This window comes from Vibrio sp. 10N.239.311.G01, from assembly GCF_041465805.1.
GTDB classification, from domain to species: Bacteria; Pseudomonadota; Gammaproteobacteria; order Enterobacterales; family Vibrionaceae; genus Vibrio; species Vibrio crassostreae_C.
In genome coordinates, this window is record NZ_JBFSRM010000012.1 from 112,072 (window position 1) to 137,144 (window position 25,073).

Genomic DNA, 25,073 nt, shown 5'->3' on the forward strand with positions numbered 1-25,073 from the left:
AGCTCTTCTAAATAAGCTAGCTAATAATCTTAGAGCTTACTAAAGATGCTTCACTCGGCGTTTAACTTCTTCTTGCTTACCGAAGTTAAATGGTCGTGCATCTGGGCTACCAAGGTAACCACAAACACGGCGTGTTACCGATACTTTGGTTGAGTCATGGTTGCCACACTTAGGACACGTAAAGCCCTTACTAGTACAGTCAAATTCACCGTTGTAACCACATTCGTAGCACTCATCAATCGGCGTATTTGTACCGTAGTAAGGAACACGTGTGTAGCTGTAGTCCCATACGTTTTCTAGTGCTTCGATGTTCTTCTGCATGTTCGGGAACTCACCGTAACAGATGAAACCACCACTAGAGATTTCAGGATAAGGCATCTCAAAATCGATCTTGTCGTATGGGTTCACTTTCTTCTGCACGTCTAAGTGAAAGCTGTTGGTGTAATAACCACGGTCTGTTACGCCATCAATCACACCAAACTCTTTGGTGTCGATGCTGCAGAAACGACTACATAGGTTTTCACTTGGTGTGCCGTATAGGCTGAATGCATAACCTGTCTCTTTGGTCCAAGATTCTACTTCACGCTTCATGTACTCCACTAGCTCAAGCGCTTTAGCACGCATTTCGCCGTCGTCGTACAAGTGAACGTCTGTGCCGTAAAGCGCAGTCATTGCTTCGTGGATACCGATGTAACCAAGAGAAACAGACGCACGGCCGTTCTTGAAGATGTCTGCAATAGAGTCGTCTGCTTTCAAGCGAACGCCACACGCACCTTCCATGTATAGGATTGGAGCAACACGCGCTTTCACGTTTTCTAGACGAGAAATACGAGTTTCTAATGCACGACGAGCCAGCTTGAGTTTATCATCAAGCAGTTCGTAGAACTGAGCCATATCTTGTTTTGCGTTAATCGCAATACGTGGCAAGTTCAAGCTAACAACACCTAAGTTGTTACGGCCTTCGTGAATCAACTCACCATTTTCTTCGTAAGTATTCAAGAAGCTACGACAACCCATAGGAGTTTTAAATGACCCTGTCACTTCTACTACTTTGTCGTAGTTAAGAATGTCTGGGTACATACGCTTAGACGCACACTCTAGCGCTAATTGCTTGATGTCGTAGTTTGGATCTTGCTTCTGGTGGTTCAAACCATCTTTGATCGCAAATACCAGTTTAGGGAACACGGCTGTTTTACGGTTCTTACCCAAACCTGCAATGCGGTTTTTCAAGATTGATTGCTGAATCAATTTCGAGCCCCAGCTTTCACCTAAACCAAAACCAAACGTCACGAATGGTGTTTGTCCATTAGCGGTGTGCAGCGTGTTTACTTCGTACTCCAGAGATTGGAACGCGTCGTAACACTCTTTCTCTGTGCGAGAGATAGCAAAAGCTTCTGGGCTATGAATGTCCCACTCTTTCGCTAGCGATAAGTGCTTCTCGTAGCTCGCCATAACGTAAGGTTCAAGAACCTCATCGATGCGGTTAATCGTTGTGCCGCCGTAGATGTGACTCGCCACTTGCGCGATGATCTGCGCGGTTACCGCTGTCGCCGTAGAAATAGACTTAGGTGTGTCGATTTCCGCGTTACCCATCTTGAAGCCATGCGTTAACATGCCTTTCAGATCGATAAGCATGCAGTTAAACATTGGGAAGAACGGTGCGTAGTCTAGATCGTGGTAGTGAATATCACCACATTCGTGAGCATGTACGATATCACGTGGCAAAATGTGAGTTTTCGCATAGTGTTTAGCCACGATACCCGCCAGCAGGTCACGCTGAGTTGGGATTACTTTGCCATCTTTGTTCGCGTTTTCATTGATTAGATCAACGTTGCTTTCTTCGATCAAACCTTCGATCTCACGCGTTAAAGCGCTTTGCTTCTCACGGGCGATGTCGCGGTCATGACGATATTCAATGTAGGCACGAGCCAGAGACTTGTATGGTCCCTGCATTAGCTCGTTCTCGACCATGGTTTGAATTTCAGAGATATGAACTTCATCGTAGTCTTCGAGCTTCAACTCAACTGCTAATGCCACATTCAGTGCATAAATAGCAATTTCCTTATCGGCTTTGTCTGATGCTGCTTCCACTGCAGCTTGGATGCGATCTCTACTGAATGGAGCTCTTGAGCCATCACGCTTGATTACGATTGATTTCACCACTTCTCCTTACTCTTGAGGTATTCACAGACTTATCCACAAACACACTATATAGAGCGATTTATCGTTTAACTAACACTAGATATTGTGGCGTATTTAACGAGAACCACCAACTTTGAGTATTGATTTGGATCAATAAAAAGAGAACGCTGACTAAGATCAATTCAATATTATTACGCTAGTTCTCAAGTCGAAAAGAAACAATGTAACAATAAAAAAACTCCTAAAAAGAGTTGAATTTTTGGTAAGTGTTGTAGGATAACGGCTCATCAATATTGGCAGACAAAATTAGGGATATTTGGCATGAAACGACTTCAAAACTGGATAATGTTAGGCTGCTTACTCAGTAGCCAGACATTTGCTGAACCTTTGACCATATCCAGTTGGAATATCGAATGGTTATCAACCAACGAGGCTGTGAATAAGTTTTCTGACAAACGTGATCAAGCTGATTTCGACAAACTCGCAACTTATTTTCAATCCTTAGACGCAGACGTGGTTGCGTTTCAAGAAGTCGATAACGTAAATGCCATTCAGCGTGTGGCTGGTGATCAATACAAGATATTGATGTCTGACCGGGCGCTATCTAAGAACAGCAACCGCCAATTTAAAGAAGTGAACCAATACACGGGATTTGCAGTTCGTAAAGGAGTAGCCCTCACCGACTACGCTGACTTTCCGCTTGAAACCACATCCAACAGTAAACTTAGGTTTGCCAGCTATATCGTTGTAGAAACAAACTTTAAACCCATTCACATGTTGTCTGTGCATTTAAAGGCAGGTTGTAGCGGAGCGTATAAGTCCAACCGCGATTGCTCTCGTTTAAAAGAGCAAGCTCAGCAACTGAACAAGTGGATAAAGCAAAGAGAGCGCAATAACGAAGACTACGCCATTCTTGGCGACTTTAACCATAACCTCGCTTACTCACGAGATTGGATGTGGAAAGAGTTATCACAATATACTGATGCGCAGTTAGCGACACGAAAGACCCGTGCAGATTGTAAGGTACGCTCTAACCGCAACAATTATCGCACACATCAGTTCCGCTCTGTTATTGATCATATTGTGGTGAGTGAGTCGCTAAATGCTTCTCCTGCAAAGCAGAAGGTATTTGAAACACAAGATGTTCTGGACTACAAACTCAGCGACCACTGTCCAGTTTCAACGACTATTAAATAGTAGATTTTAGATAACAGCAGATTGTAGATAGCTGAAAATAATAGAAACAGTAAATATAGAAAGAGGCTGACTGACTTTCGTGCTGAAAGCGAGTCAACCTCTATGCTTGGTCAGCTCAGAACGGATAACGTCAAAGCCAATGTAATCAGCTATAAGCTTGCTACTAACACGTTTTGTTCATACGATCCGCCAGCCACATTCCCACCAGCATGCTTATCATAAACACCCACACCGTCGGGTTGCCGCCACTTAGGCTGGTTACCGCAGGGCCTGGGCAAAAGCCTGCAATCCCCCAGCCTAAGCCAAACGCTGTAGATCCAAGAATCAGCTTTCTGTCTATCAACGGATTGTTACGGCTATCTAACGGCTCGCCATTGATGGCTTTAGCGCGCTTTTTAATGACCAGATGATAAAACGGTGCAAAGACCAATAGCGCGCCACCCATGACGAATGCCAAACTAATGTCCCAGTTACCGGTAATGTCTAAGAAGCCGAGTACCTTCTCAGGATCAACCATCCCTGAGATGATCATGCCAGAGCCAAAAAGAATACCTGCGACCAAACCGATAACGATAGTAAATGAAGCGTTTTTCATTATGCCCCCAAGCCAGTCAGATTCTTGATAAACACGGTTACGATTGCCACACCCATAAATACACAGGTCGCAACAATAGAACGTTTAGATAAACGCGCCATTCCGACAATGCCATGCCCGCTAGTACAACCGTTCGCTGTTTTAGTACCAAAGCCCACCAGAAGGCCAGCAATAATCACTAAAGCGAGATTCATCTCTTCTAACTGCGGAAGTTGGTAGCCCGTCGGAATTAATAGCCAACCACTTGCGACCATTCCCACAACAAAGGCGATACGCCAGTGTTTTTCGGTGTTTGCTGTATCCGCATCTTTACGTTCTTTGTTGCTGGTGCCAGTTGGCAATAATCGGCTGACAATGCCACTAATGCCAGCAACTCGACCAATCCCCAACATTAAAACAATGGCCGACACGCCTAACAACATGCCGCCGAAAAAAGCATCCCAAGGAATCAAACTAAGCACAAACCTCTCCTATCCACAAACATCATAAACTCATAACAACCTATAAATTAGAGTTTACTAATAAATATAAATTAGTCAATGCTAATGTACTGCGAGTATGTGTCGTTTTGTAAGTCTGGAATTAACAAGCGCCCTGCATGAAAAAAGCCCCTAGGCGTTAACCTAAGGGCTTATGATTTAATTCGGTTGTATTGGTTGTATTATGTAAGCTACTTAGTCTTGTTCTTTTCAGCTATCCACTGGGACATATACTTCGTGCTCGCCATGCTGTGGTGTTTGAGCATCGAACCAAAGAAGTTATCCAGTCGATGAGATTCAAGATCCGACTCTAACGCAATCAATCGCTCAATCAATGTGTCGCCCAGTTTATTCTGCTCGTAGTGCGCTTCAAGGATTGAATGACATCGGCTTTGTGCCTTAAGCCACTTCTCTTCATCTTTATAAAGGGCAACTGCAGCTTCAACAAATTCGTCGATATCATCAGCAACCGCACCTGGCCATTGCAGTTCTCCTTGTGGCAACATGCCTTCGCTGCCGATTTCACTGGTCACGTTCGGAGTCTGTAGCTTCATCGCATCAAGTAACTTGCCTTTAATGCCTGCGCCAAATCGTAAAGGTGCAACACACACACGAGCCTGCTCCATCACTTCTTGAGCGTCTTTCGCCCAACCTTTGATATGGAAGCCAGTTTTAGGGTTATGCAAAGCGGTTGCTTTTGGCGGCGGATACGATCCATAAATATGAAGTTCAGTGTCAGGTAACTGTTTACGAATCTTCGGCCAAATCTTCTGTAACTGAAGCACTGCATCCCAGTTAGGCGCATGTCTAAAATTACCTATCGTCATGAAATGCTTACGTTCTTCAAAGCTTTTCGTACTTTCAGGCAACGTGTTGAGATCAACCATGAACGGCAGGTGATGTAATAGTTTTGGATCGATATTGAACTCAGATTGGAGCAATTCCATCTCGTAACTTGAGATGATCAACGAAAGATCACAGCGCAGGATTGCAGCGATTTCACGTTTCGCCAAGTCACTGTACAGGTGCTCTTTCGTTAACTCTGTCTCTTTCTTAACAGCTTCATGTCGAGCATTGCGTAGGAATTGTAAATCTTCAGTATCCAGTAGCTTAAAGGCATTGGGACATACCTTCTCGACGCGCCAGCCGAATTGCTCTTCCATCATAAAACGGTCAAACATCACAACATCGGGCTGCAGCTCTTCAATGTAATCGTCAAAGCTATCGCAATTTAACTGTATAGATTGGCTTGTGATGCCCTCTTCAGAGAGATCAATCATGTGCTCGGTTTCTTGAGCGGGTGTTGCAAATTCAACTGACCAACCTTGTCTCTTAAATAGACGTAAAAGAGACATCATATGGCTGCCAGCCGCCGATGAATTCGGTTCTGGCCAAACGTAGCCAATTGCTAAAACTTTCTTCAAAATACTTCCTAAGAAATAACAAAAGGGCCACAGAAGCCCCTAATAAAACGTTAATCGAGTTATGCCGCTGATAATAATGGTTCTAAGAACTCAGCGATCAGATTCGTTCACCTACATTGCGAGCTATCATAAGCACTTCATCGGCTGAGTAAAAGTTTGAAATCGTGGTTTCGACTTGAGCGCCCAATGTCGACTGATAGAGCTTTTGTGCAAAGTTATCTGCTCTGGTGGTCACTAATACATGTTTTAGTGTCGAGCCCTGCTCTGATAGCTTCTGCTTCACTTGAGGCAAAGAGTCTAGAATCAGCTTTTTGCCCAATCCTTGCCCCTGAGCACTCGGTAACACAGCAAGTTGTTCTAGCTCCAAAACAGCTTCAGGCCTAAACCCACTCTTTTGAACCCAAATAATGTAGCCGACAATCTCGCCATCGCTTTCAGCAACAAAGTTAAGAAAGCGTGGCGCAGCATTTAAGTTACATTGTAACCAATTTTTTGAGTTTTGCTGTCGAACAAAAGTAGCTTGGTGAACTAAAGCCGCTCCATCGAGGTCGGCTTCTGTCATAAAACGAACTTGCGCCATGCTGCTACTCATTCTCAGAATTAGGACGCGTTTTACAGTGTAAAATGGCTTTCTCTAGAAGTTCTAATGCCGAGCTATCTGCTTCTGGAAGCTTAGCGTCCGATTGACCTAACGGATCAACACGGCTACCCCACTTAATATGGCCTGCCCCCCAAGTTAAACCGGCACCGAATGCCGCCACAAGGATGTTTGAGTTCGGTTTAACAAAGCCTTGCTCTAACGATTCACACAATGCAATTGGCACAGTCGCAGCCGACGTGTTGCCATAGTTTTGAATGTTCACAAACGCTTTCTCACGTTCAATGCCCGCCATATCACACAGAGTTTGAATAATTCGGATGTTCGCTTGGTGCGGAATCACAACATCGATGTTTTCAGTTGAGATGCCAGTGCGACTCAATACTGTATGTGCTGCAGCGCCCATTCCTTTCACTGCACGCTTGAAGATCTCTTTACCAACGAAATCAAAATCCCAGTAACCGTTATCAGCAGCAAAGCGGTCCATAGACGTACCGAATTTTGGTACTGCTAGAATGTCACGGCCCTCTGCGTCACAACCGATTTGAGCTTCTTGTAAACCCACTTGTTCTTCAGTACGCGATAAAACCACAGCGCCAGCGCCATCACCGAATAGAACCGCAGTATCACGCTTGGTCCAGTCGATGAAGAATGAAAGACGCTCTGCACCCACAACGATCGCATTGCGGTAGTTGCCCGCTTGAATCAATCGAGTTGCTGTTTCAACACCGTAGATAAAGCCTGTACACGCTGCATTAAGGTCAAAAGCTGCTGCGCTCTTGATGCCTAAGTTCTGTTGAACTTTAGACGCGGTATTTGGAATAAGAGAGTCTGGACTGCACGTCGCTAAGATCACAAGATCGATATCTTCGGCTGTTAAACCAGCACACGCCATTGCATGTTGAGCAGCAACGGTCGCTAGCTCAGAGGTATTTACATGACTGATACGACGATTTTCGATACCAGTTCGAGTACGAATCCACTCGTCAGACGTATCAATGAAAGTGCTTAAATCATCATTGGATAGCACGGCTGGTGGCAGACACTTTCCCCAGCCCGTAATTTCAGCGTAAAATTTTGTCATCATTTACCTGTTTATTGTTTGTTTTTATTTGAGTATCTTATTCTTGTTTTAAACAGTATAAGCGTTCCGTACATGATTCGTAAATCGCGTTAGGCACGGAGACGCAATAAAAAGAGAAAGTTATGTCTACATTCAACACACGTTGCCCTTCTTGCGGTGGCGTAAACCGAGTTCCTTCAGAAAGAATTTCAGAAAGCCCTACTTGTGGTAAGTGCAAAAACGCACTTCTAGACGGTGCACCAATCGAAGGTACGTCACTGAATTTCCAATCAATTTTGAACAGTTCACAGCCTGTCGTTGTCGATTTTTGGGCGACATGGTGCAACCCATGTGTAGGTTTCGCACCTGTATTTAGCGATGTCGCTAAAGAGCGCGCTGGCGATGTTCGATTTGTTAAAATTGATACCGAAGCTCAACAGCAACTGGCGGCTATGTATCAAATCAGAAGCATCCCAACGGTGATGGTGTTCAAGAACGGTCAACGTGTTGATACGATTAACGGTGCACTGCCAAAAGGTCTATTTGATCAGTGGCTTAATCAAGCACTAACTAAGTAATACTATTGGTTAAGCTATTGATTTAGCATTACTTAATTCTAAGTAAGCACACAAAAATAGGTTAGAGAGTCTTACCAAATCAAGACTATCTAACCTACTGTTTTATTTATGGTTATCACTTAACTTCTTGAATAAAACTACAGCTTCGCCTTTCGCTTGAATATTAGATTCTTGCTTGCCAAACCCGTATTGCTGTTTGATTTGATCTGCGACTTTCTCAGCAATCATAATGGTTGGTGCATTGGTGTTTGCCCCAATCAGTGTCGGCATCACAGAAGCATCAATGACTCTCAAATTATCCAATCCATAAACTTTGAGATCTTTATCTACCACAGCTAAAGAATCGCTACTAGGTCCCATTTTACAGGTCCCGATCGGGTGATACTGAGTGTCTGCACGATTGCGAATATCTTGCTCGATAGCCTTGTCATCACTGGCGTCCACAGGGTAGAAAGCATTGCCTCGGATATCATCAAACGCGGAACTCTCTAACATTTGATACTGCTTCTTCCAGCCCTTAATCATGATCTCCATGTCTTCAGGATGACTGAAAAACGCAGGATCGATCTTAGGCGGATCATAGGGATCATTACTATTGAGCGTTACGGTGCCGTAGCTCTTCGGTCGCAATAAGGTGACATGAGAGGTAAAGCCATGACTGGTATGAATTTTTCTAGCATGGTCATCTACAACAGCGACCACAAATACAAACTCTAAATCCGGTACAGCGATATGATCTTCGGAACAGAGAAAGCCTATTCCCTCTGCAAAATTACTGCTCATTTTACCGCGGCGTTCTTTGTGCCATAGTGGTAAGGCTTTGGTCATTTCAGAGGCCATTTGCAGCGAGATACCAAAAGTTTCACGCTTTTCACTGCATTTATACGAATGTACTAAGTCGATATGATCTTGAAGGTTCTTGCCCACTCCAGGTAATTCATGAACCTGTTCGATTCCATGTGTCTCTAGTTCAGTTTGAGCACCGACACCAGACAGTAACAGCAATTGGGGAGAACCAAACGCGCCAGCGGAAAGAATCACTTCTTTGTTGCATCGTATCTGATAACGCTTTCCGCTAGAACCATATTCAACACCAATCGCCTTCTTGCCTTCAAACAAAACCTTATGTGTGGTGGCTTTAGTCACGACCGTGAGATTCGATCGTGAAAGGTTTGGCGTTAAGTAAGCCTTGGCAGCACTGCATCGTTCACCATTCAGCTGTGTTACCTGCGTCGGCATCGCCCCAAACTGAGCAGCGCCGTTAATATCCTCATTGCGAGGTACACCTATCGATTCACACGCCGTTAAATAACGTTCCAACATAGGGCTTGGCGATCTAAGATTGGCCACATTAAGAGGACCACCTTGGCCATGGAACTCATCTTGGTGGACTTCGTTGTTTTCTGCTTTCTTAAAGTAAGGCAAACAGGATTCATAGTTCCAGCCAGCATTGCCCAAGCTTTCCCATCTATCGTAGTCATAGCGATGTCCACGAGCGTACATCATGGCATTGATAGAGCTAGAACCGCCAAGTGTCTTACCTCTAGGCTGATAGCCTTTACGACCGTTCAAACCCGGCTGCTCAACCGTTTCGAATGCCCAATTATTGAGTTTGGTTGGCATCATCGCCACCACGCCAACGGGTGTGTGAATGAATGGGCTGGTGTCTTTACCACCCGCTTCTAACAAGCAAACCGTCACATCAGGATCTTCCGACAGCCGAGAAGCCATCACACACCCAGCTGAACCACCGCCAACAATAATAAAATCATAACTATCCATTTGCCATCTCCGCTATTTCTAGTGGGTGTAACTCACGCTTCAAGATTTTTCCGGTTGCTGTCATGGGTAAGGCTTTACGAATGAATACCTTACGCGGGTATTTGTAGTCGGCGAGTTGCTCACGACACCATGCTATCAAGGCGGCACTATCACATTGCGTATGTTCGTGAAGAACCACATGCGCGTGGATCTCCTCGCCTAAATGTTCATGATGCTCGCCTACCACCGCGACCATTTCGACATCGGGGTGACACATCAACACTTCTTCGACTTCACGTGGATAAACGTTGTACCCACCACGAATAATCATGTCTTTAACACGGTCAACAATGAACAAATTGCCATGCTCATCGACGCGACCGATATCTCCCGTTAAGAACCAACCATCACGAATAGATTCAGCTGTCGCCTCTGGCCTTTGATAATAGCCTTTCATCACACTTGGGCTTTTAATGCAGACTTCGCCGAGTTCACCCATAGCGACAGAGTTGCCTTGTATATCAGTAATCTTGATGAGGTGGCCACATAAAGGCTGACCGACACTACCCGATAAACGATCGCCATCAATATGATTAAAGGTCGCAACCGGCGCCGTTTCCGAGAGCCCATAACCTTCTAAGACTGGTAATTCAAAACGAGATTCAAACTGTCGTATAACCTCAAGCGGCATAGAAGCACCGCCAGAAACACCTAACCTCAAGCTGTGTTTAACCTGTTCAGAGCGTTTGCTTGTGTTTTCTAAACTATCAGAAGACTCTTCTCCCGCCTTTAATAGCGCGTTCAAAGGCACGACTACACAACCCGCTTTTAGAATCCCGTAATAGGCTATCGGAAAGTAAGTCACGTTCGGGCATGACAACGCTACCTTATCTCCGTTCTGCAACCCAAGTCTTTTCAAGTTAGCAGCCACGTTTCCAGAAAGTTGTTCTAACTGAGAAAAACTGATTTCATCCGATCCCATACGCAGAGCGGCTTTAGTTGGAAAAAGCGAAGCGCTACGCTCCAAATTAACAGCAAGATTGTGCATCCATGATCTCCTTGTGCGGCTTAGACCTGTTTGTGACGGTCACCGTAGACGTTCTAATCGTTGTAATAAGTCTCTTTCTTGTCATCACGAGCCTGCACATTGGTGTGTCATGTAGATAAGAGTCGTTATTGAGCAAAATGTTTGAGACGCTCCAATGTGCAGCCCAATAAATTACAACATTTCGATAACATTTCGAACAGGTTTCAAAAAGACAAAAACCGGTGATATTCGGACACAGCCTGCGCTAGCACAATAAAACCTTGCACACATAAACCAAAATTTGGAACAAGCTTGCGAAAGTGAGAACAAGCAACAGGCGTAAATGTTAAAAGTTCGGTTAAGATATCGATATTCAACAAGAGGCAGCTTATGGAATACACCGCAGTTTACGAACCCGACATGCAAGCATTCGGCATTCTGGATCTTCAGTTGCTGCATCGTTACCTGTCGCCTGTTCTCAGTATCGAAGAGTTGCTCGAAGGAAGTAACATCGATGCTCTCCAACTCAACACACCCGATACACACATCACTTTGGCGCAAAAGCTTGCTGTGTTCAGTAATGCGTTAGCGAATTCCAACGAAGACGGATTGGGGCTTAAAGTTGGCCAACAAGCGAGGTTCAGCGATTTCGGCGTGCTCGGTTATGCGGTGTTTAGCAGCGAAACACTACTCGATGCCTTTTTAATCGGGTTTAAGTATCTGCAACTTGCTGGCCCTGTCCTCAGGAAAACCATGTCTGTAGAAGACAACATTGGTTACTTTCGCGCAGAGCAACTTATCGAACTCGATTCTTTACTGCCCTTTTGTTGTGAATACTGGTTCTCGGCGATACACAGTTTGTGCGAAGAGGTCTTACAGCAGCCCTTTCCTTCTCAAGTGATCCGCTTCCCCTATCCAAAACCTGAATACGGCGATCTATACACAGAGATTTTCCGCTGCCCGGTTGAATTCAATAGTGACCGGCTTGAATGGGAGTTCGACGCAACCACCTTGTATTCATCTCTTCCTACCGCCAACCCCATCACTTTACAGATGTGCTTAAAATCGTGTGATGACATGTTGGCAAAAGTCAGTGCACCCAGTAGCCTCAAAGAGAAAGTCTCTCAGATGCTGATTGAAAGGCCAGGATGTTACCCTTCTATAGAATCCATTTCTTCAGAACTGGGCATGTCTTCTCGAACTCTGCGTCGTCACCTGAAAGCAGCCGATACCAGCTACCAGAAGATACTGGACCACGTTCGTTTTCACCTTTCTCGACACTACCTTTCTTCAACTCGAATGAGTCTTGAAGAGATATCTGAACGAGTTGGCTTTTCTGATAGCGCTAACTTTCGTCATGCCTTTCGTAAGTGGAGTGGTAACTCGCCACGTCAATACCGTAAAGAAACGGTCTAACACTTAAAATCCCACTCAATCCAAATCATAAAAAGACAATCACGCTGCAATCTTTTTCTAAATTAAACCACCAATGAACAACGGCTTAACGACTTTTTGCCCGCATAAAATCTCGCCAAACCACCAAATATCGCAACCGTATTTTAGTTTAGTTGGTCGATAAATTTCTTTTATCTTAACGACCATTTTTATTTGTTTTACCCAATTCAGTTTCTCCCCCATAGTCGCGGAAAATTCATCGTTTCTTTTACTATCAGAGGCTCCTGCATTGGACAACATCCAACCAACAACTCGCATAACTGTTCCTGTTATTGCATTGTCTTTTTACGCGATCGCTTCAGGCTACTTAATGAGTTCATTACCATTAATGCTGTCTGAGTATGGCTTAGACAAAGATCTATCGAGTTGGTTGGCGAGTGCATTCTATGCAGGTCTACTGGCTGGTACGTTATTGATTGAACGTGCCATTGCGCGTGTTGGCCACAAAGATGCGTTCGTCATCGCATTGAGTGTGTTCATCGCAACGATCCTTGTATTGCCATTGATCCCACACCAAGCAGTATGGCTACTAGCTCGCTTTGTGGCTGGTGTGGCGGTTGCAGGTATCTTCGTGATTGTAGAGTCTTGGCTAATGAGCGGTGACGAGTCACAACGCGCAAAACGTCTCGCTATCTACATGTGTTCACTGTACGGCGGTTCTGCAGTTGGTCAGCTTGGTATCGGTTACTTAGGTATTACTGGTGGCGTACCTTTCATCGCAATGTTCACCCTTCTGTTTGGTGCGATCATTGTGCTGATGTACGGACAAGCAACTCCACCACAGATCCACGATGCGCAATCTTTGTCTTTAAAGCAGATCAGCAAATTAAGCCACAGCGCGCTAATTGGCTGCATTGTTTCCGGATTAACGCTAGGTGCGATTTACGGCTTGATGCCAGTTGAACTTGCTCAACGTAACATTGCACACGAAGACATTGGTGGTTTGATGGCTTTGGTTATCATGGGTGGTATGGCTGTACAGCCGATGGTGACTTGGTTATCTCACCACGTAGGACAAGTGTTATTAATGGCTCTGTTCTGCCTGCTAGGGGTTGCAAGCATTGGTGTGCTGACTATCAATCACGATTTCTACGTACTAGGCATGAGCTTGTTCGTATTAGGCATGGCCACATTTGCGCTATACCCAATCGCGATTAACTTAGGTTGCCGTAACCTTGACCCAAGCTACTTGGTGTCAGTGACTCAAATCATGCTACTTTGCTACAGCATCGGTTCTGTTGCGGGACCAATCGTTGCAGACAGCTTTATGGATTCACAAGCAGGATTGTTCACTTACCTGTTCGCGTCTCTACTTGCTACAACGATCTACATGTTGATTGCTAGCCTAAAGCGCTCTCACCTACAGATTGCAGGCGAGTAAGCTTAAATAGACAGACACTAGATGCGTGTCATTAGGGCTCCGAGTTCAGACTTTATGTCTAAGCGAAGGGCTCTTTTCAACTCATGCCTATATGTAACCTTCTTCTCCCACACTTCTCATTTCATCGTGCAAGGCTAACCAAGAAGTCGATGGCTCTTTCGATATTGACTGGGTGACAAACCGAAATGCTTTTTGAAACGATGCGAAAAGTTATAAGGATCTTTGTAGCCTAAGCGATTAGCAATCATAGAAACTGACCAATCTTGATATTTCAGTAGACTGGTGGCTTTGTCCATGCGTAATTGAATCAATTTACTGCGTGGTGAGAGGTTGAATAGCGTCTTGGTGACTCTATTGAGTTGCTCTTCACTGATAAACACTCTTTCAGCCATCCCTGCCACTGTCCATGGCTGATGCAGACTACTTTCAATTTCGTTATAGAGCGCTTGAACACGTGCAGTGGTGCTGGTCGACTTAGGCTCAAACCCCGTCAATGTTCGGATAATTTCACTCAAGAGTAACTTACGGTAACTGGCTCTACCGCCTATCTCAAAGTAAACCAAGTTCATTAATGACCAGATCTGCTCACACTCTCCAAAAGGCACAATCCCCTGTCCTAAACTTGCTATGTGCTGCCATTGCTTGGTGTCAGGCGTCAGCATCCACGCCATTTTCCAATAATTATATTGAGGATCGAGTTCAAAACGAAATGGGGTTTCAGCAGGAAGCACCACGAGTGTATAAGGTGTAATCGCTTGGACCGATGTTGCGGTTGTTAGAATGCCGCCACCTTCCATAGTGAAAATCAACGTATGAACATTAACGGATTCGCGCTCAACCCAGTAGCCATCATATAGCTTCGCCATGCCGCCCATATAGACACCAAAGCTTTTCATCTCTGGAATATCTTCAACGGTCAAAAAACGTTCTTTGCACTGTTCAGCGAGAAAAACATCATCATGCCAAGTTGATTTTGGTCTCATTGAATCAATGACGGATTCGCACAGGTTTTGTTGTTTTTTAAACATGTTGTTACTTCGCTCAAATCACTATAGTTCTGCCATAAATCGGAGAGCTTATGACAACTAACATCAACCCTAACTCATCTATGAATAACAAGCCAGAGAGCATCTTACCTCGTATCGTTAAACTGGGTTTACCTGTTGCTTTACAAAGTGCGCTTGTCGCTATTCTTGCCCTTGCTGACGTATTAATGGTCAGTGATTATGGTATGGAAGCAGCTGCGGCTGTGGGAATTGCATCAAAATGGCACTTCGTTGCTATTATGATTATGGCAGGGTTGGCCTCAGCAAACGGAACATTAGTCGCTCAATACTGGGGAAAGAACGACCGAAAAAGCGCGCGAACGGTATCATCTATCGCAATGGTGTTTGGCTTAAAAGTTCTGCTGCCTGTTACTGCAATCATCACTCTTGGTTCTCAGTTTTTAATGATGTTGCAGACCAGCGATCAAACCGTGATTGAACTTGGCGCGACTTACCTGTGGTATGGATTCCCTGTCCTTCTGCTGACTCACATTGTGGTCGTGGTAGAAGCAAGCATGCGCTCATCAGGTGACACCGTAACCCCGCTACTATTAGGCGCGGTGACCATTGCACTCAACATTGCGCTTAACTTCGTTCTAATCAAAGGTGCCTTTGGTATTCCCGCTATGGGCGTAGCAGGTGCAGCACTAGCGACGACACTCGCTCGCGCAATTCAAGTCGGCTTGATGTATAGCTACATGCGCATGCGTAAACATTGGTTGTTAACCACGCCTAGCTCACCACATCGTCCATCATTGTGGCTATCTTACCGTCGTATTGCTTTGCCACTAACGATGAATGCCGTGTTATGGGCAATGGGTACTATGGCATACCAAATGATCTTCGGTCACATGGGCACAACGGAACTTGCTGTGTTCTCTATGCTCGCGCCTTTTGAGTCGCTGTGTTACTCGATATTCTTTGGTATTTCTGTAGCGTGTTCCGTGTTGCTTGGTCACTCACTCGGTCGTGATGAGTTTGATGACGCTATGAGTATGGGTCTGACGTTCATCAAAGCCGTGGTTGGTTTTGGTGCGGTTGTAGGCTTGCTATTGTTTATGGGTAAAGAGCACGTTCTGTCATGGTTAAACCTGACCAAAGACGCTTTATACCCGCTTGCTTCACCTGCGATGATGATCATGTGCTTTGCGGTCGTGATTCGCATGCTCAACATGGTGATCATTAACGGTATTATTCGTGCTGGTGGTGATAATGCGTTCTGCCTTCGCATGGATTTCATCGCGATGTGGATGGTGGGCATTCCAGTATGTGTTTACGGCGCGTTTGTCGCTGAATGGGACTTTAAATACATCTATGGTCTAATGTTGGTAGAAGAAGTCGTGAAATTGACCATCTGTTCACACCGTTACTTGAGCCGACGCTGGATCAACAACCTAACGGTGACCTACGAAGAGCCTCAAGCGGCGTAAGTTTCAGTTACCTGGCTATATTCAAACTTAGATAAAACGTATCTACATAAAAAAGGTCTGAGAAATCAGACCTTTTGCATTTCTTTAGAAATTACTTTAAAGCGCCACTTACTTCTTGTTCATTCGGATATGGCGGTTCGACACATTCGGCAACGGCTTTTCAGGCACTTTCCGTTTCTCATGAATCAGATGTCGAATCGCTAATATCGGATGCTTAAGTAGCATTCTTGGCCCGGCATAGCGCATCACCAATCGCATTTGCTCTTTCGGGTCTGGTTTATAGCAATGAATCGGACACTTATTACAGGTCGGTTTTGCTTCGCCATAAGGACATCTATCCAGTCGTGTTTCGGCGTAACGCAACAGTTGCTCACACTCCTCACATAACGCGTTATTCTGACGAACTTCACCGTGGTGATCTTTGCAATAGATGTGCACCATCGCAATAACGGTTTTGTACTCCGTTGCGAGCTCACCTTGTAGAATATTGTTATGTTGGAACATGTTTTAATTACCTAATGAGAAACCGTACAGGTTGAGATTAACGCTTTCGCTTATCACATCTTCAACTCGCTCGAACACAAAGCCTAACTTAGTCAGTAGTGTGATACTTCGAATGTTATCAGAGGTAGTGATGGCAACTAAATGATCGATATCAGCATTCTGCTTAGCTTGTTCAATTATCGCCTCCGCGGCTTCTTGGGCAAAGCCTTGACCATAAAACTCAGGAGCAAACCCGTAGCCAATATCATGCGACGCTAAGGTGTCTCTTTTTATTAATCCGCAGATACCAATTGGCGTTGAAGTTTCTTTGATTTCAACCATCAACAAACAGACACCCTTCTCTTCATGCATCTTAAGAATGTTGTTTTCAATGTACTCGACAGCCTTTTCAGTGTTGTTGATTTCCTTATCACCAATGTAACGCAGGAAATCTTCTGAGCTGTATAGTCGTTGAATAAACGCCGCATCTTGAGGTGTGATCATTCTTAATCTTAAACGTTCGGTCTCGACTGACTGCATAGTGATATTTTCCTTGCTGAATACCATGTAAATATTGAGTTCTAGAGCTAAAATGATTATCCTCCACCGCCTAAACTAAATACAAGGCTATGCAGCAATGAACCGTAAGAAAAAAATCAATCAAATTCTAAAAAAGAAGCAGAAACAGGCGAATTCTAAACTGCATAGTAGCAACAAGCCTCGCTACATCTCTAAAGCTGACCGTGCAAAAATGGAAGCTGAAGAACAAGCGAAAGCAGCTCAAGAGCAAGCTGAAGGTTCAGTAGAAGCAACTGTTGAAGCTGAAGAGACAAAAGCTGCAGAGTAAGTTTATACTCGCAGTCCTCTTGTCTGACACTCTTTTCAGAGCCAACAGACAAGAACAAAAAAGCAGCCTCAAATTGGGCTGCTTTTTTGATCCTACCATTTTTAATCGCGCTGGTTAGCCTTTGAATGGCTGCACTTCCCAACGGGCAAACGGTGCTTTTGCGTTGATTCCCGCTCTGCCCCAACGATCAACAGAATCCACTACCAAGATACGCTCATTCGGTACCAATGATTTAATCAAGTTGCTTGGCTTTTTCGCTGTAACTAACCATAGAGCATCATCTTCCGAAAACATCTCTTTAAGCTTGGCTTTGTCCTGCTCTGTCCATTCCAGTTCAGCTTTGAATATACGCTCTTCAACAAACAGTTGACTACCTGAAGCGAAATCTTCCAAACTTTCTGAAAGCAACAATACTGAATCTACGTCATTGTCGAGCAATACTGCTTGCTGCTTGTTGATCAGTTCACGAACATCCAACATCACACGTTGTAAGTTGCTATCAATCGTTTCAGCTTGCGCAGGCCACAACAACTTAAAGTCGTCAGCCACAATCGCCGCCATACGTGTTAAGTTGGTCGGGTTTAACCATGCGTATTTAGACACATCACCATTCGACAATGTAAGCGCAGCAACGCCTTGTGCACGCGGTGTAATCGCTTGAGCGGCATCAACCTCAACTAAACGGATATTGCTTTGTCTTGCGTATACAAACGTAGGGTCGGCTTGCCAGATCGATGACAACGTTACCGCAACGGTCGCCTTTTCACCCGATTGAAGCACTTTACTCGCACCCTTGGTACCAAACCAATTCGGCAGACGGTCAATACCGTAGCGCTTAGGTGGTAGATATTCGGTCGTAATGTCCGTGCCTTTGGTTAGCTCTGTCGCCAATGCATAAGTCACAGGTGTACTGGTTAGGATGTCTTCTGCATTCACGTTCAGTGACATCACAGAACCAGCCATTAATACACTACCAAGTACACTCACTTGAGCCGTTGCTTTTACTGAGCTAGCGATACGATTCATTAAACAAGTCATGATTACGCCTTTCTTACAATTCGGTATAGCGTTGCTGCTAGGAAAAACGTTGCAGAAACGATGATGATTGAAGCGCCCGATGGCACTGGCAGTTTGAGTTCCATAGGCAACACGGTTCCAACCAAACATGCGATGGTTGCGAGTAATGCCGACAAGAGAACAAAGCTCCCCATACGTTTAGTTAACAATCGAGCGGTCGCACCTGGAATCAACAATAACGCACCCACTAGAACTGCACCTACGATCTTCACGGCCGCAATTGTCACTAAGGTGATCATCATGACAAACAAGTAATCGTAAAAGCTGGTGTTGTAACCACGAACCTTAGCTATATCAGGGCTGATACAAGTCAGGAGAATGCGGTTGAATGTCGGTATCAAGAGCAAGATGATGATCGCGCAACTACCTGCGAGAATCGCTAAGTCTTGGTCTGTTACCGTAAGAATCGAGCCAAACAGTACGTTTTCAAGCATGTGGATATTGATCTTACGAGCAACATACATCAGTAACGCCGCACCCACAGCCAACGCTAGCGCAAGGAAAACACCCACTAAGGTATCGTATGGAACGTTGGTCCTGTTTCTTACAAAGTGAAGAAGCAGCGCGAAGATCATACAGAAGCTAAACAGACCAATAATTGGGTTTTCTGGTGGCTCGCCAAGCAAAACACCAATAGCGATACCGGTTAACGCTGCATGGCCGACGGCTTCTGAGAAGAAAGCCAAACGCTTAGCAATCACCAAAGTACCCAGGCCACCTAGTAACGGGCCCAGTAACAATGCAGCAACCAGTGCATTGACCATGAACGCATACATGAAGCTGCCAGATAACCAACCCGCTTCAACACCACTTACGGCAAGTTGTCGTAGCCAATCCATTACGCAACCTCCTTCGGTTTGTTCATCGCAGCACCACTGCTGTAATGCTGGAATAAGCTTTCAATCTTACTTGGATGTAGTACCTGTTCGTGTGGACCACTATCAACCAAGAATCGATTCACAACATGTACATTGGCTTCAAGGCGACGTACTGCGGTTACATCGTGGTGAACCGCAAGGATCGTGCGACCCTCGTCAACACATTCACGAATCAGCGATTCAAGATAACGAACGCCCTGTTCATCCATACCGGTCGTTGGTTCATCCAACACCAATAGACTTGGGTTATCCAATAGCGCTTGAGCAAACAACACACGTTGCTGCTCACCACCCGACAACTGTCCCATACGGCGATCGCTACGTGTCGCCATACCCACTCGATCCAATTGCGCGAGTGCAAGATCCAATTGCTTAGACTTACGACGCCAAAATAGCGGAATTCGAGTTTGGTTAAGCAACACGAAATCCATGACCGTCAAAGGCAAGCTCGATTCGAAGGTCGCTTTTTGTGGAACATAACCGATACTTGGCTTTTCTGGCCAATGAATATTGATTTGCCCAGAGAAAGGCGTCAAACCAAGAACAGAGCGTAGCAGAGAGGTTTTACCACCGCCGTTTGGCCCCATGATTACATGGCACTCGCCCGCCTTAAGTTCGAGCGAGATATCATCAAGAATTACGTTGTTATCGTATTGCAGACCGAGTTTATTAATTGAGATTGATGGACCTAACATTATGCGTTCCCGCTTTTAGCTTGGTTCGCCGCCGCAAATTTCATGGCTTCGATTAACGTCTCTAGGTTCTTCTTCATCTCAACTTCGACTTTATCGTCTTCATATTCACCGTGCGTCATGTGAGAAAAACGATAAAGCTGAACGCCTGTTTCCGCTTCAATTGTGTCAACAAAACGGTTTGGCATGTTTAACTCGTAAAACAGAACATCAATGCCTGATGCGCGGATCTTCTCGATCGTCTCTTGCAGTTGACTAGCACTTGGTTCAACACCGTGTGCAGGCTCGATTACTGCCGCAACATCCACACCAAACTCTTGAAGGATGTAGCCATAAGCATTATGTGTAGTCGCGACCTTCATACCTGAAGTATCTAACTCACCTAATGACAACATCGCATCGCGCTTCATAAAGCGAAATTGCTTTGCGTATTTACGTGCATTCTTACGATAAAAAGCCGCGTTGTCAGGGTCGAGCTTAGAGACCTCACTCGCGATGGTGTAAACCTTTTGAATTGTTGTCGAAAGCCCAACAAAGGTATGTGGGTTAACGGCACCTTGACCAACAGACTGACCAAGAGCAGGAAGTAGAGGCACTTCTTTGTTTGCTTCGATCACGACTAGGTCATCACGTTGCGCGGCTGAAATCACTTTAAGCGCGAAGTCATCGTGACCAATACCGTTTACCACGATGGCGTCCATCTGGCTCAATCTCTTCAAGTCGTTCGGTTGTGGCAAGTAGTTATGCGGATTAAAGCCGGCATCAACCAAAGGAAGGATGTTCACTTTGTCGCCTACTACTGCTTTTACGTAGCTGTAGTAAGGTTGAAGCGTGATACCAATCGTCAGCTTGTTGCTGTCGATCTTATATTCTTTTGCCAATGCATTGGGTGCCATGAACACCGCTAATAACGACATGAACAGAGTCATAATTCGCATAGTAATTCTCTTATTATTAGTGAGCATCGCTTTCATGATGCTGTTCAATTTCTGATTCGTTCACGACCATTTTCCAACCCGTAGACTCTAGCGTGTGTTGGTCAAAAGTAGCGGGCTGTTTCGCTACACCGCCCAAGAAGATCCAGATTTCAGGAGAAACGCTGTTCGCATTTAAAATAAAGGAATCCGCAAAACCATGATCGGTAGGCGTAGCTTGTTCACTTGGAGTAGAAAAGTAATAACCACGCTCGTCCAGTACCCAAGCATGAGAACCTTTGCGCTTCCAACTCTGATCTTCTACAAACGGGGCAACCCATTCATCTTTAAGTGATGCAACACTCGGCCATTCACCATCTGAGTCCATGCGCAGGTCACGGATTTCTTCATGCGCTAAACGCAGCTCTGATAGCATCGCCAAGTTTTCTTGTTCAACATCAGTCACTAGAATTTGATGATCAAGCACTGCTTTAACGTGGGATTCAGCCTGATTAAATGGGATTGCGACAGTTGCAAAGCAAAGGATGAACACAATGATCAGTCCTACCCATTTGCCCTCTCTGCCGCCCGTATCAGCACGTACGCTTTGAATCATCATTTTTCACTGATCTCTACAACATCAACTTCAACTGGAAACTCATGACCTGAATCGAACACAAGGTAGAACTCAGTGTCAGGATGTGGGAATTCAACGATAGAACGTTTATCTGTCATCTCTTTTGCAATCAAGTTGTCTTCGTAATCGTACATCTCAACTGCGTAATCAATCGCTTTGCTGCCATCCGAATAACCCGCTTCACAAGCAACAGTCTTACCTTCAAACCAGCAGCTCATCAGTGGAAAGTGTGCTTGCGCAGGTAATGCAGCGAAACCAAGTCCCAATGCTAAGCAAGGAGTCATTAAAGCGTTAAGTTTTGTTTTTATTGTCATGGTTCGTACCCTAGCCACAGTGCAAATTCTCAGAAGTAAACTGAGCGATAAAGGGCTCAAATGAGCCCTTAAGTTTTTTTGATTCTTAATCAGGGATCTAGCCCCGATATCACAGACTATTGAAGCAGCGCTTCGAACGTTAGGTGAACGTTCGCGCTTGCTTTGTCTGCCAGTGGGTTGTCAATCAACTCACCTTTGTAGTTCGCTTTCATTACGTAACGACCTGCTACGTCTGGAGTAAACGTGATTTCACCGTTCTCATCACTCACCACATCAATCTGCTCTTGGTGGTTGCGGTAAAGCGTACCTTCACGAGTAATCTCCGCTTTCACGTCTTTCTGGATTTCACCGTTGTAGAAGAACTGGAATGTCACAGGTTCGCCTTCAACGATATCTGAAGGGTGTGTCACAGGCTTCATTTCTAGAAGCTTGCCTTCAATTTTGAACACTGAATCCGTTGGCTTACCTACCGTGATGTAGCTTTCTGCACGAGTGAAGCTGATCTGCGTTACCACGTCACGTGATTTTTCAGGCAGAACTGAGTCACGCTCAGCCTTGTTCGCTTTAATCCACTTCACGGTATCACGACGGCCAGCTTTGTATTGCGTGTAGTAAGAAGGCTCGTTGTTAATCGCAACTTTGTGCGTACCTTCTTCTTCAAAATAGAAATCGAAGATTGAACGACGCTTCCCGCGAATAACAAAGTTAGGACGCTCGCTGCGACCATCAGGCATGATGACATGAGCATTTTCGCTACCAGCAGGCTTATCAAAAACAAACGTACCATGAGACGCAGTAACGTCGAACGTTAGCCAATCACCACCTTCTTTAGATACAGTGAAGTGAGATGGCAAAATCCAACGTGGGTGAGCTTGTGCCGTTGTCGTTGCTGCTAGGCCGAATGCCATCACACCCGCTAGAGCAAGTGCTTTGATTTTTGTCTGTTTCATCATGTTCAATTCCATTATTTATAATTGTTAGCCGTGTCGCTCTATCTGAGCCTACGATGACGACTGTCTATTCTGTTCAGCTTGGTTTTACTGTTCGCACTTACTATTTAGCGATGTAGTTCAGGGTGATTTCACCCGTCTCTTCCGTTGCTTTTAATTCGTAAGATACGTTTGAATCTGTGAGTGATACTTTTTGGCGAAGGTAGTTACGGCCACCATGTTCACGAACCACTTCGATATGAACCGTGTACTCGCCTTGTTCTAGTGCTTGGCCATCATCACTCTTACCATCCCAAGCGAAACGGTACTTGCCAGCTGGACGCGTTGCGGATGTCACAGCGTCAACAAGAACACGATCGTAACGGCCAACCTTTCTCCACCAGCTGCGTAGATCTTTCAGCCATTCATCTTTACCGACCCAAAGTTCAATGGTTTTCACTGACTTTCGTTCGCTGTTCTCTACCCACACCGCCACATAGGGACGCGCATACATAGAGGTATCAATCTTTGGAAGCTCGAAGCTCACATCAAGTTTTGCCGTATCAGGAATCGCTTGTGCCATACCTAGGCTTGGCAAAAGAGATAAAGCAAGAAGCGCCTTGCTCCAGTTCATTTTTTTCATGTTTAACAACCTTTTAAATCCGTTTAACCTTTAATTCGTTCTTCAAGCTGATTCATCAACCCACTTCATCAAGCTAATTAAGGGTTAAGGTACGGCGACAAAATAGATAGCAAGTGAGATTGCAGACCCAAACACCGTCCATTTAATGGAGGTATTGAGTGTTTTTTTCTTAGGTAACAGTAAGCACACGCCAGTAAGCACAAAGAAGATCATCAGTAGCGCAGTGATATCGATAAACCATTTCCATACTTCACCGCTGTTACGACCTTTATGCAGATCGTTCAACAATGCGATAACGCCGTAATTCGTGGTTTCGACTTCTACAAATTCAGACGTAACGTCAACAAACACGGAAGCGTTGTAGCCCGGTCCTTTGAAGTCCATAGACACTTCACCGATGAGCAACTCACCGTCTTCGATCTCTGCGTAGATGTCCAAACCTGAAGGAACGCCGGAGAGGTTAGCTTCTTCAAACAGAAACGTTTCAAAGGCTGTCTCGTCAGCTTTTAAACGGCCGTCTTGGATCGTAAATAAACTAGTAGGAAGCGTTAGCGTAGAGCGTTGGATATTGGGTTGGCTTGATTCAAATAACTCAGGTCGGTTAAGGGTTATACCTGTCACTGAGAAGAAAAGAACCACGAACAGAAGAGCCATAGAAATATAAACATGAAGTCGACGAGACCATGACTGAACCGCCCTACTTTTTAACGACATACAAACCAATACCTATAAATTTTATGGCGACAATTTAGTTGATAATCATTCGTATTGGCATTCAATTTACATTGTTTACGTTTGCCGAGCGGCGTAAGAAAATTTACATAACATTACATGGGAAGTAATCGAACTGTATGCATATTCTTGCTAACGTGTACTAAAGGGATTTGATTCGTTTTATTAGAGGTTATTGATAACAGGGTCAAAGCTCAAAAAAGCTCAATCTCAACATGCTTGATTGAGATGGGTTTAAGGTAACAGTCGTAGCTTTAAGGATAGAAAGTTGGGACTATTTGATCACTGGTTTGATGATAGCTAATGAAGCTTAAAAGGATTTGAAATGCGTATTTTTGTTTTGGCTTTTGCTGCGCTAGTGACGGCGTGCACTAGCCAAATAATCAGCACGGAAGAACATATTCAAGAATACATCGGTTCAGACATAACCGATGTACAAGAACGTTATCTCACCGAACGGTCACGCCCTATCAGTTTTTGGGCGTCTCGAAACTATGCTTGGATTGAAACCAAGAAACCGTTAGACAATGGTTATACAGTACACGCATTCAAAAACCCTTATCGTGACTGCACCATTAATTGGGTTGCTGATACCAGCGGCGTGATTCAAAGTGCTACGTCCAGCGGCACGATGTGCGAGCCTTAACTGCCGCATTGGAACGATAAAGTTCAAAAAGCTTTAACCGCCAAAATTAAAAAGGGTGTCATTTGAACCATCAAATGACACCCTTTTCTCTATATTACTTTCTCT

The 25,073-nt window shown here is 44.8% G+C and carries 28 protein-coding genes; 7 read left to right on the forward strand and 21 right to left on the reverse strand.

Going from position 1 to position 25,073, the window contains the following annotated elements:
* Window positions 1-39 precede the first annotated feature (39 nt).
* A complete protein-coding gene (gene nrdD / locus AB6D06_RS11900; RefSeq protein ID WP_372110297.1) occupies window positions 40-2,160 on the reverse strand; it encodes an anaerobic ribonucleoside-triphosphate reductase in 2,121 nt (706 codons plus the stop codon).
* A gap of 303 nt (window positions 2,161-2,463) precedes the next feature.
* On the opposite strand from nrdD, the gene AB6D06_RS11905 reads away from it, so the two are divergent.
* Window positions 2,464-3,339, forward strand: coding sequence for an endonuclease/exonuclease/phosphatase family protein (locus AB6D06_RS11905; RefSeq protein WP_017064569.1), 876 nt, complete (start codon window positions 2,464-2,466; stop codon window positions 3,337-3,339).
* A 163-nt stretch (window positions 3,340-3,502) separates the two neighbouring features.
* On the opposite strand, the gene AB6D06_RS11910 is transcribed toward AB6D06_RS11905, so the two are convergent.
* The 5 genes from AB6D06_RS11910 to AB6D06_RS11930 form a co-directional block, all read right to left on the reverse strand.
* Window positions 3,503-3,934 (reverse strand): YeeE/YedE family protein, encoded by a 432-nt coding sequence (locus tag AB6D06_RS11910; RefSeq protein WP_016787649.1) that lies wholly within the window; start codon window positions 3,932-3,934, stop codon window positions 3,503-3,505.
* Window positions 3,934-4,395, reverse strand: a complete 462-nt coding sequence (locus AB6D06_RS11915) for a YeeE/YedE family protein (RefSeq protein WP_010429747.1) — start codon at window positions 4,393-4,395, stop codon at window positions 3,934-3,936. Before AB6D06_RS11915 ends, AB6D06_RS11910 begins: the two co-directional genes overlap by 1 nt.
* Window positions 4,396-4,604: 209 nt before the next feature.
* Complete coding sequence (locus AB6D06_RS11920) at window positions 4,605-5,837, reverse strand: glycosyltransferase (RefSeq protein ID WP_017067865.1); 1,233 nt, start codon at window positions 5,835-5,837, stop codon at window positions 4,605-4,607.
* A gap of 97 nt (window positions 5,838-5,934) precedes the next feature.
* Window positions 5,935-6,399 (reverse strand): GNAT family N-acetyltransferase, encoded by a 465-nt coding sequence (locus tag AB6D06_RS11925; RefSeq protein ID WP_029235379.1) that lies wholly within the window; start codon window positions 6,397-6,399, stop codon window positions 5,935-5,937.
* Between the two features lie 22 nt (window positions 6,400-6,421).
* Entirely contained in the window at window positions 6,422-7,519 is a 1,098-nt protein-coding gene (locus AB6D06_RS11930; protein WP_372110318.1) for a ketoacyl-ACP synthase III, read from the reverse strand.
* Between the two features lie 122 nt (window positions 7,520-7,641).
* On the opposite strand from AB6D06_RS11930, the gene trxC reads away from it, so the two are divergent.
* Window positions 7,642-8,076, forward strand: coding sequence for a thioredoxin TrxC (gene trxC, locus AB6D06_RS11935; protein ID WP_372110299.1), 435 nt, complete (start codon window positions 7,642-7,644; stop codon window positions 8,074-8,076).
* 102 nt (window positions 8,077-8,178) lie between these two features.
* Here trxC and AB6D06_RS11940 read toward each other — a convergent pair whose 3' ends face one another.
* Window positions 8,179-9,858, reverse strand: a complete 1,680-nt coding sequence (locus AB6D06_RS11940; protein WP_017060126.1) for a GMC family oxidoreductase — start codon at window positions 9,856-9,858, stop codon at window positions 8,179-8,181.
* The gene (locus AB6D06_RS11945) at window positions 9,851-10,885 is read right to left on the reverse strand and encodes an AMP-binding protein (RefSeq protein WP_372110301.1); all 1,035 of its coding nucleotides are present in this window, start codon (window positions 10,883-10,885) and stop codon (window positions 9,851-9,853) included. Before AB6D06_RS11945 ends, AB6D06_RS11940 begins: the two co-directional genes overlap by 8 nt.
* A 369-nt stretch (window positions 10,886-11,254) precedes the next feature.
* Between AB6D06_RS11945 and AB6D06_RS11950 the strand changes: the two genes are divergently transcribed.
* A complete protein-coding gene (locus AB6D06_RS11950) occupies window positions 11,255-12,280 on the forward strand; it encodes an AraC family transcriptional regulator (protein WP_372110303.1) in 1,026 nt (341 codons plus the stop codon).
* A gap of 57 nt (window positions 12,281-12,337) precedes the next feature.
* Here the strand turns inward: AB6D06_RS11950 and AB6D06_RS11955 are convergent, their stop codons facing one another.
* Complete coding sequence (locus AB6D06_RS11955; RefSeq protein ID WP_017060129.1) at window positions 12,338-12,577, reverse strand: hypothetical protein; 240 nt, start codon at window positions 12,575-12,577, stop codon at window positions 12,338-12,340.
* Here AB6D06_RS11955 and AB6D06_RS11960 point away from each other — a divergent pair.
* Window positions 12,549-13,700, forward strand: a complete 1,152-nt coding sequence (locus AB6D06_RS11960) for an MFS transporter (protein WP_029235229.1) — start codon at window positions 12,549-12,551, stop codon at window positions 13,698-13,700. The two genes, AB6D06_RS11955 and AB6D06_RS11960, sit on opposite strands and share 29 nt — an antisense overlap.
* Before the next feature lie 134 nt (window positions 13,701-13,834).
* Here the strand turns inward: AB6D06_RS11960 and AB6D06_RS11965 are convergent, their stop codons facing one another.
* Window positions 13,835-14,728: an AraC family transcriptional regulator gene (locus tag AB6D06_RS11965; RefSeq protein WP_017060977.1), complete on the reverse strand. Its 894-nt coding sequence runs from the start codon at window positions 14,726-14,728 to the stop codon at window positions 13,835-13,837.
* A 50-nt stretch (window positions 14,729-14,778) separates the two neighbouring features.
* Between AB6D06_RS11965 and AB6D06_RS11970 the strand changes: the two genes are divergently transcribed.
* Window positions 14,779-16,176 carry an MATE family efflux transporter gene (locus AB6D06_RS11970; protein WP_136978233.1) on the forward strand — a complete coding sequence of 466 codons (1,398 nt, stop codon included), beginning with the start codon at window positions 14,779-14,781 and terminating at the stop codon, window positions 16,174-16,176.
* 108 nt (window positions 16,177-16,284) lie between these two features.
* Here the strand turns inward: AB6D06_RS11970 and AB6D06_RS11975 are convergent, their stop codons facing one another.
* Window positions 16,285-16,680: a nitrous oxide-stimulated promoter family protein gene (locus tag AB6D06_RS11975; protein ID WP_017060975.1), complete on the reverse strand. Its 396-nt coding sequence runs from the start codon at window positions 16,678-16,680 to the stop codon at window positions 16,285-16,287.
* A 3-nt stretch (window positions 16,681-16,683) separates the two neighbouring features.
* A complete protein-coding gene (locus AB6D06_RS11980) occupies window positions 16,684-17,199 on the reverse strand; it encodes a GNAT family N-acetyltransferase (RefSeq protein WP_136978234.1) in 516 nt (171 codons plus the stop codon).
* A 97-nt stretch (window positions 17,200-17,296) separates the two neighbouring features.
* Between AB6D06_RS11980 and AB6D06_RS11985 the strand changes: the two genes are divergently transcribed.
* The gene (locus AB6D06_RS11985) at window positions 17,297-17,506 is read left to right on the forward strand and encodes a DUF2986 domain-containing protein (RefSeq protein WP_017060973.1); all 210 of its coding nucleotides are present in this window, start codon (window positions 17,297-17,299) and stop codon (window positions 17,504-17,506) included.
* Window positions 17,507-17,620: 114 nt separating this feature from the next.
* Here the strand turns inward: AB6D06_RS11985 and AB6D06_RS11990 are convergent, their stop codons facing one another.
* The 9 genes from AB6D06_RS11990 to AB6D06_RS12030 all read right to left on the reverse strand — a co-directional run bounded on the left by AB6D06_RS11990 (window position 17,621) and on the right by AB6D06_RS12030 (window position 24,304).
* Entirely contained in the window at window positions 17,621-18,544 is a 924-nt protein-coding gene (locus AB6D06_RS11990; RefSeq protein ID WP_372110305.1) for an ABC transporter substrate-binding protein, read from the reverse strand.
* Window positions 18,545-18,546: 2 nt separating this feature from the next.
* Entirely contained in the window at window positions 18,547-19,422 is an 876-nt protein-coding gene (locus AB6D06_RS11995; protein WP_372097989.1) for a metal ABC transporter permease, read from the reverse strand.
* Complete coding sequence (locus AB6D06_RS12000) at window positions 19,422-20,156, reverse strand: metal ABC transporter ATP-binding protein (protein WP_372110307.1); 735 nt, start codon at window positions 20,154-20,156, stop codon at window positions 19,422-19,424. Before AB6D06_RS12000 ends, AB6D06_RS11995 begins: the two co-directional genes overlap by 1 nt.
* The gene (locus tag AB6D06_RS12005; protein ID WP_017062541.1) at window positions 20,156-21,091 is read right to left on the reverse strand and encodes a metal ABC transporter solute-binding protein, Zn/Mn family; all 936 of its coding nucleotides are present in this window, start codon (window positions 21,089-21,091) and stop codon (window positions 20,156-20,158) included. Before AB6D06_RS12005 ends, AB6D06_RS12000 begins: the two co-directional genes overlap by 1 nt.
* A 16-nt stretch (window positions 21,092-21,107) precedes the next feature.
* Entirely contained in the window at window positions 21,108-21,686 is a 579-nt protein-coding gene (locus tag AB6D06_RS12010) for a DUF6162 family protein (protein WP_372110309.1), read from the reverse strand.
* On the reverse strand, window positions 21,683-22,018 hold the full coding sequence (locus AB6D06_RS12015) for a hypothetical protein (RefSeq protein WP_017062543.1): 336 nt from the start codon (window positions 22,016-22,018) through the stop codon (window positions 21,683-21,685). The genes AB6D06_RS12010 and AB6D06_RS12015 overlap by 4 nt, the downstream gene beginning before the upstream one ends.
* A 116-nt stretch (window positions 22,019-22,134) precedes the next feature.
* The gene (locus AB6D06_RS12020) at window positions 22,135-22,971 is read right to left on the reverse strand and encodes a DUF4198 domain-containing protein (RefSeq protein WP_102387602.1); all 837 of its coding nucleotides are present in this window, start codon (window positions 22,969-22,971) and stop codon (window positions 22,135-22,137) included.
* A gap of 100 nt (window positions 22,972-23,071) precedes the next feature.
* A complete protein-coding gene (locus AB6D06_RS12025; protein ID WP_372110311.1) occupies window positions 23,072-23,590 on the reverse strand; it encodes a DUF2271 domain-containing protein in 519 nt (172 codons plus the stop codon).
* A gap of 84 nt (window positions 23,591-23,674) precedes the next feature.
* The gene (locus AB6D06_RS12030; protein ID WP_372099392.1) at window positions 23,675-24,304 is read right to left on the reverse strand and encodes a PepSY-associated TM helix domain-containing protein; all 630 of its coding nucleotides are present in this window, start codon (window positions 24,302-24,304) and stop codon (window positions 23,675-23,677) included.
* Window positions 24,305-24,647: 343 nt separating this feature from the next.
* Here AB6D06_RS12030 and AB6D06_RS12035 point away from each other — a divergent pair, with 343 nt between their 5' ends.
* Entirely contained in the window at window positions 24,648-24,968 is a 321-nt protein-coding gene (locus AB6D06_RS12035) for a hypothetical protein (protein ID WP_017067850.1), read from the forward strand.
* Window positions 24,969-25,073 lie beyond the last annotated feature (105 nt).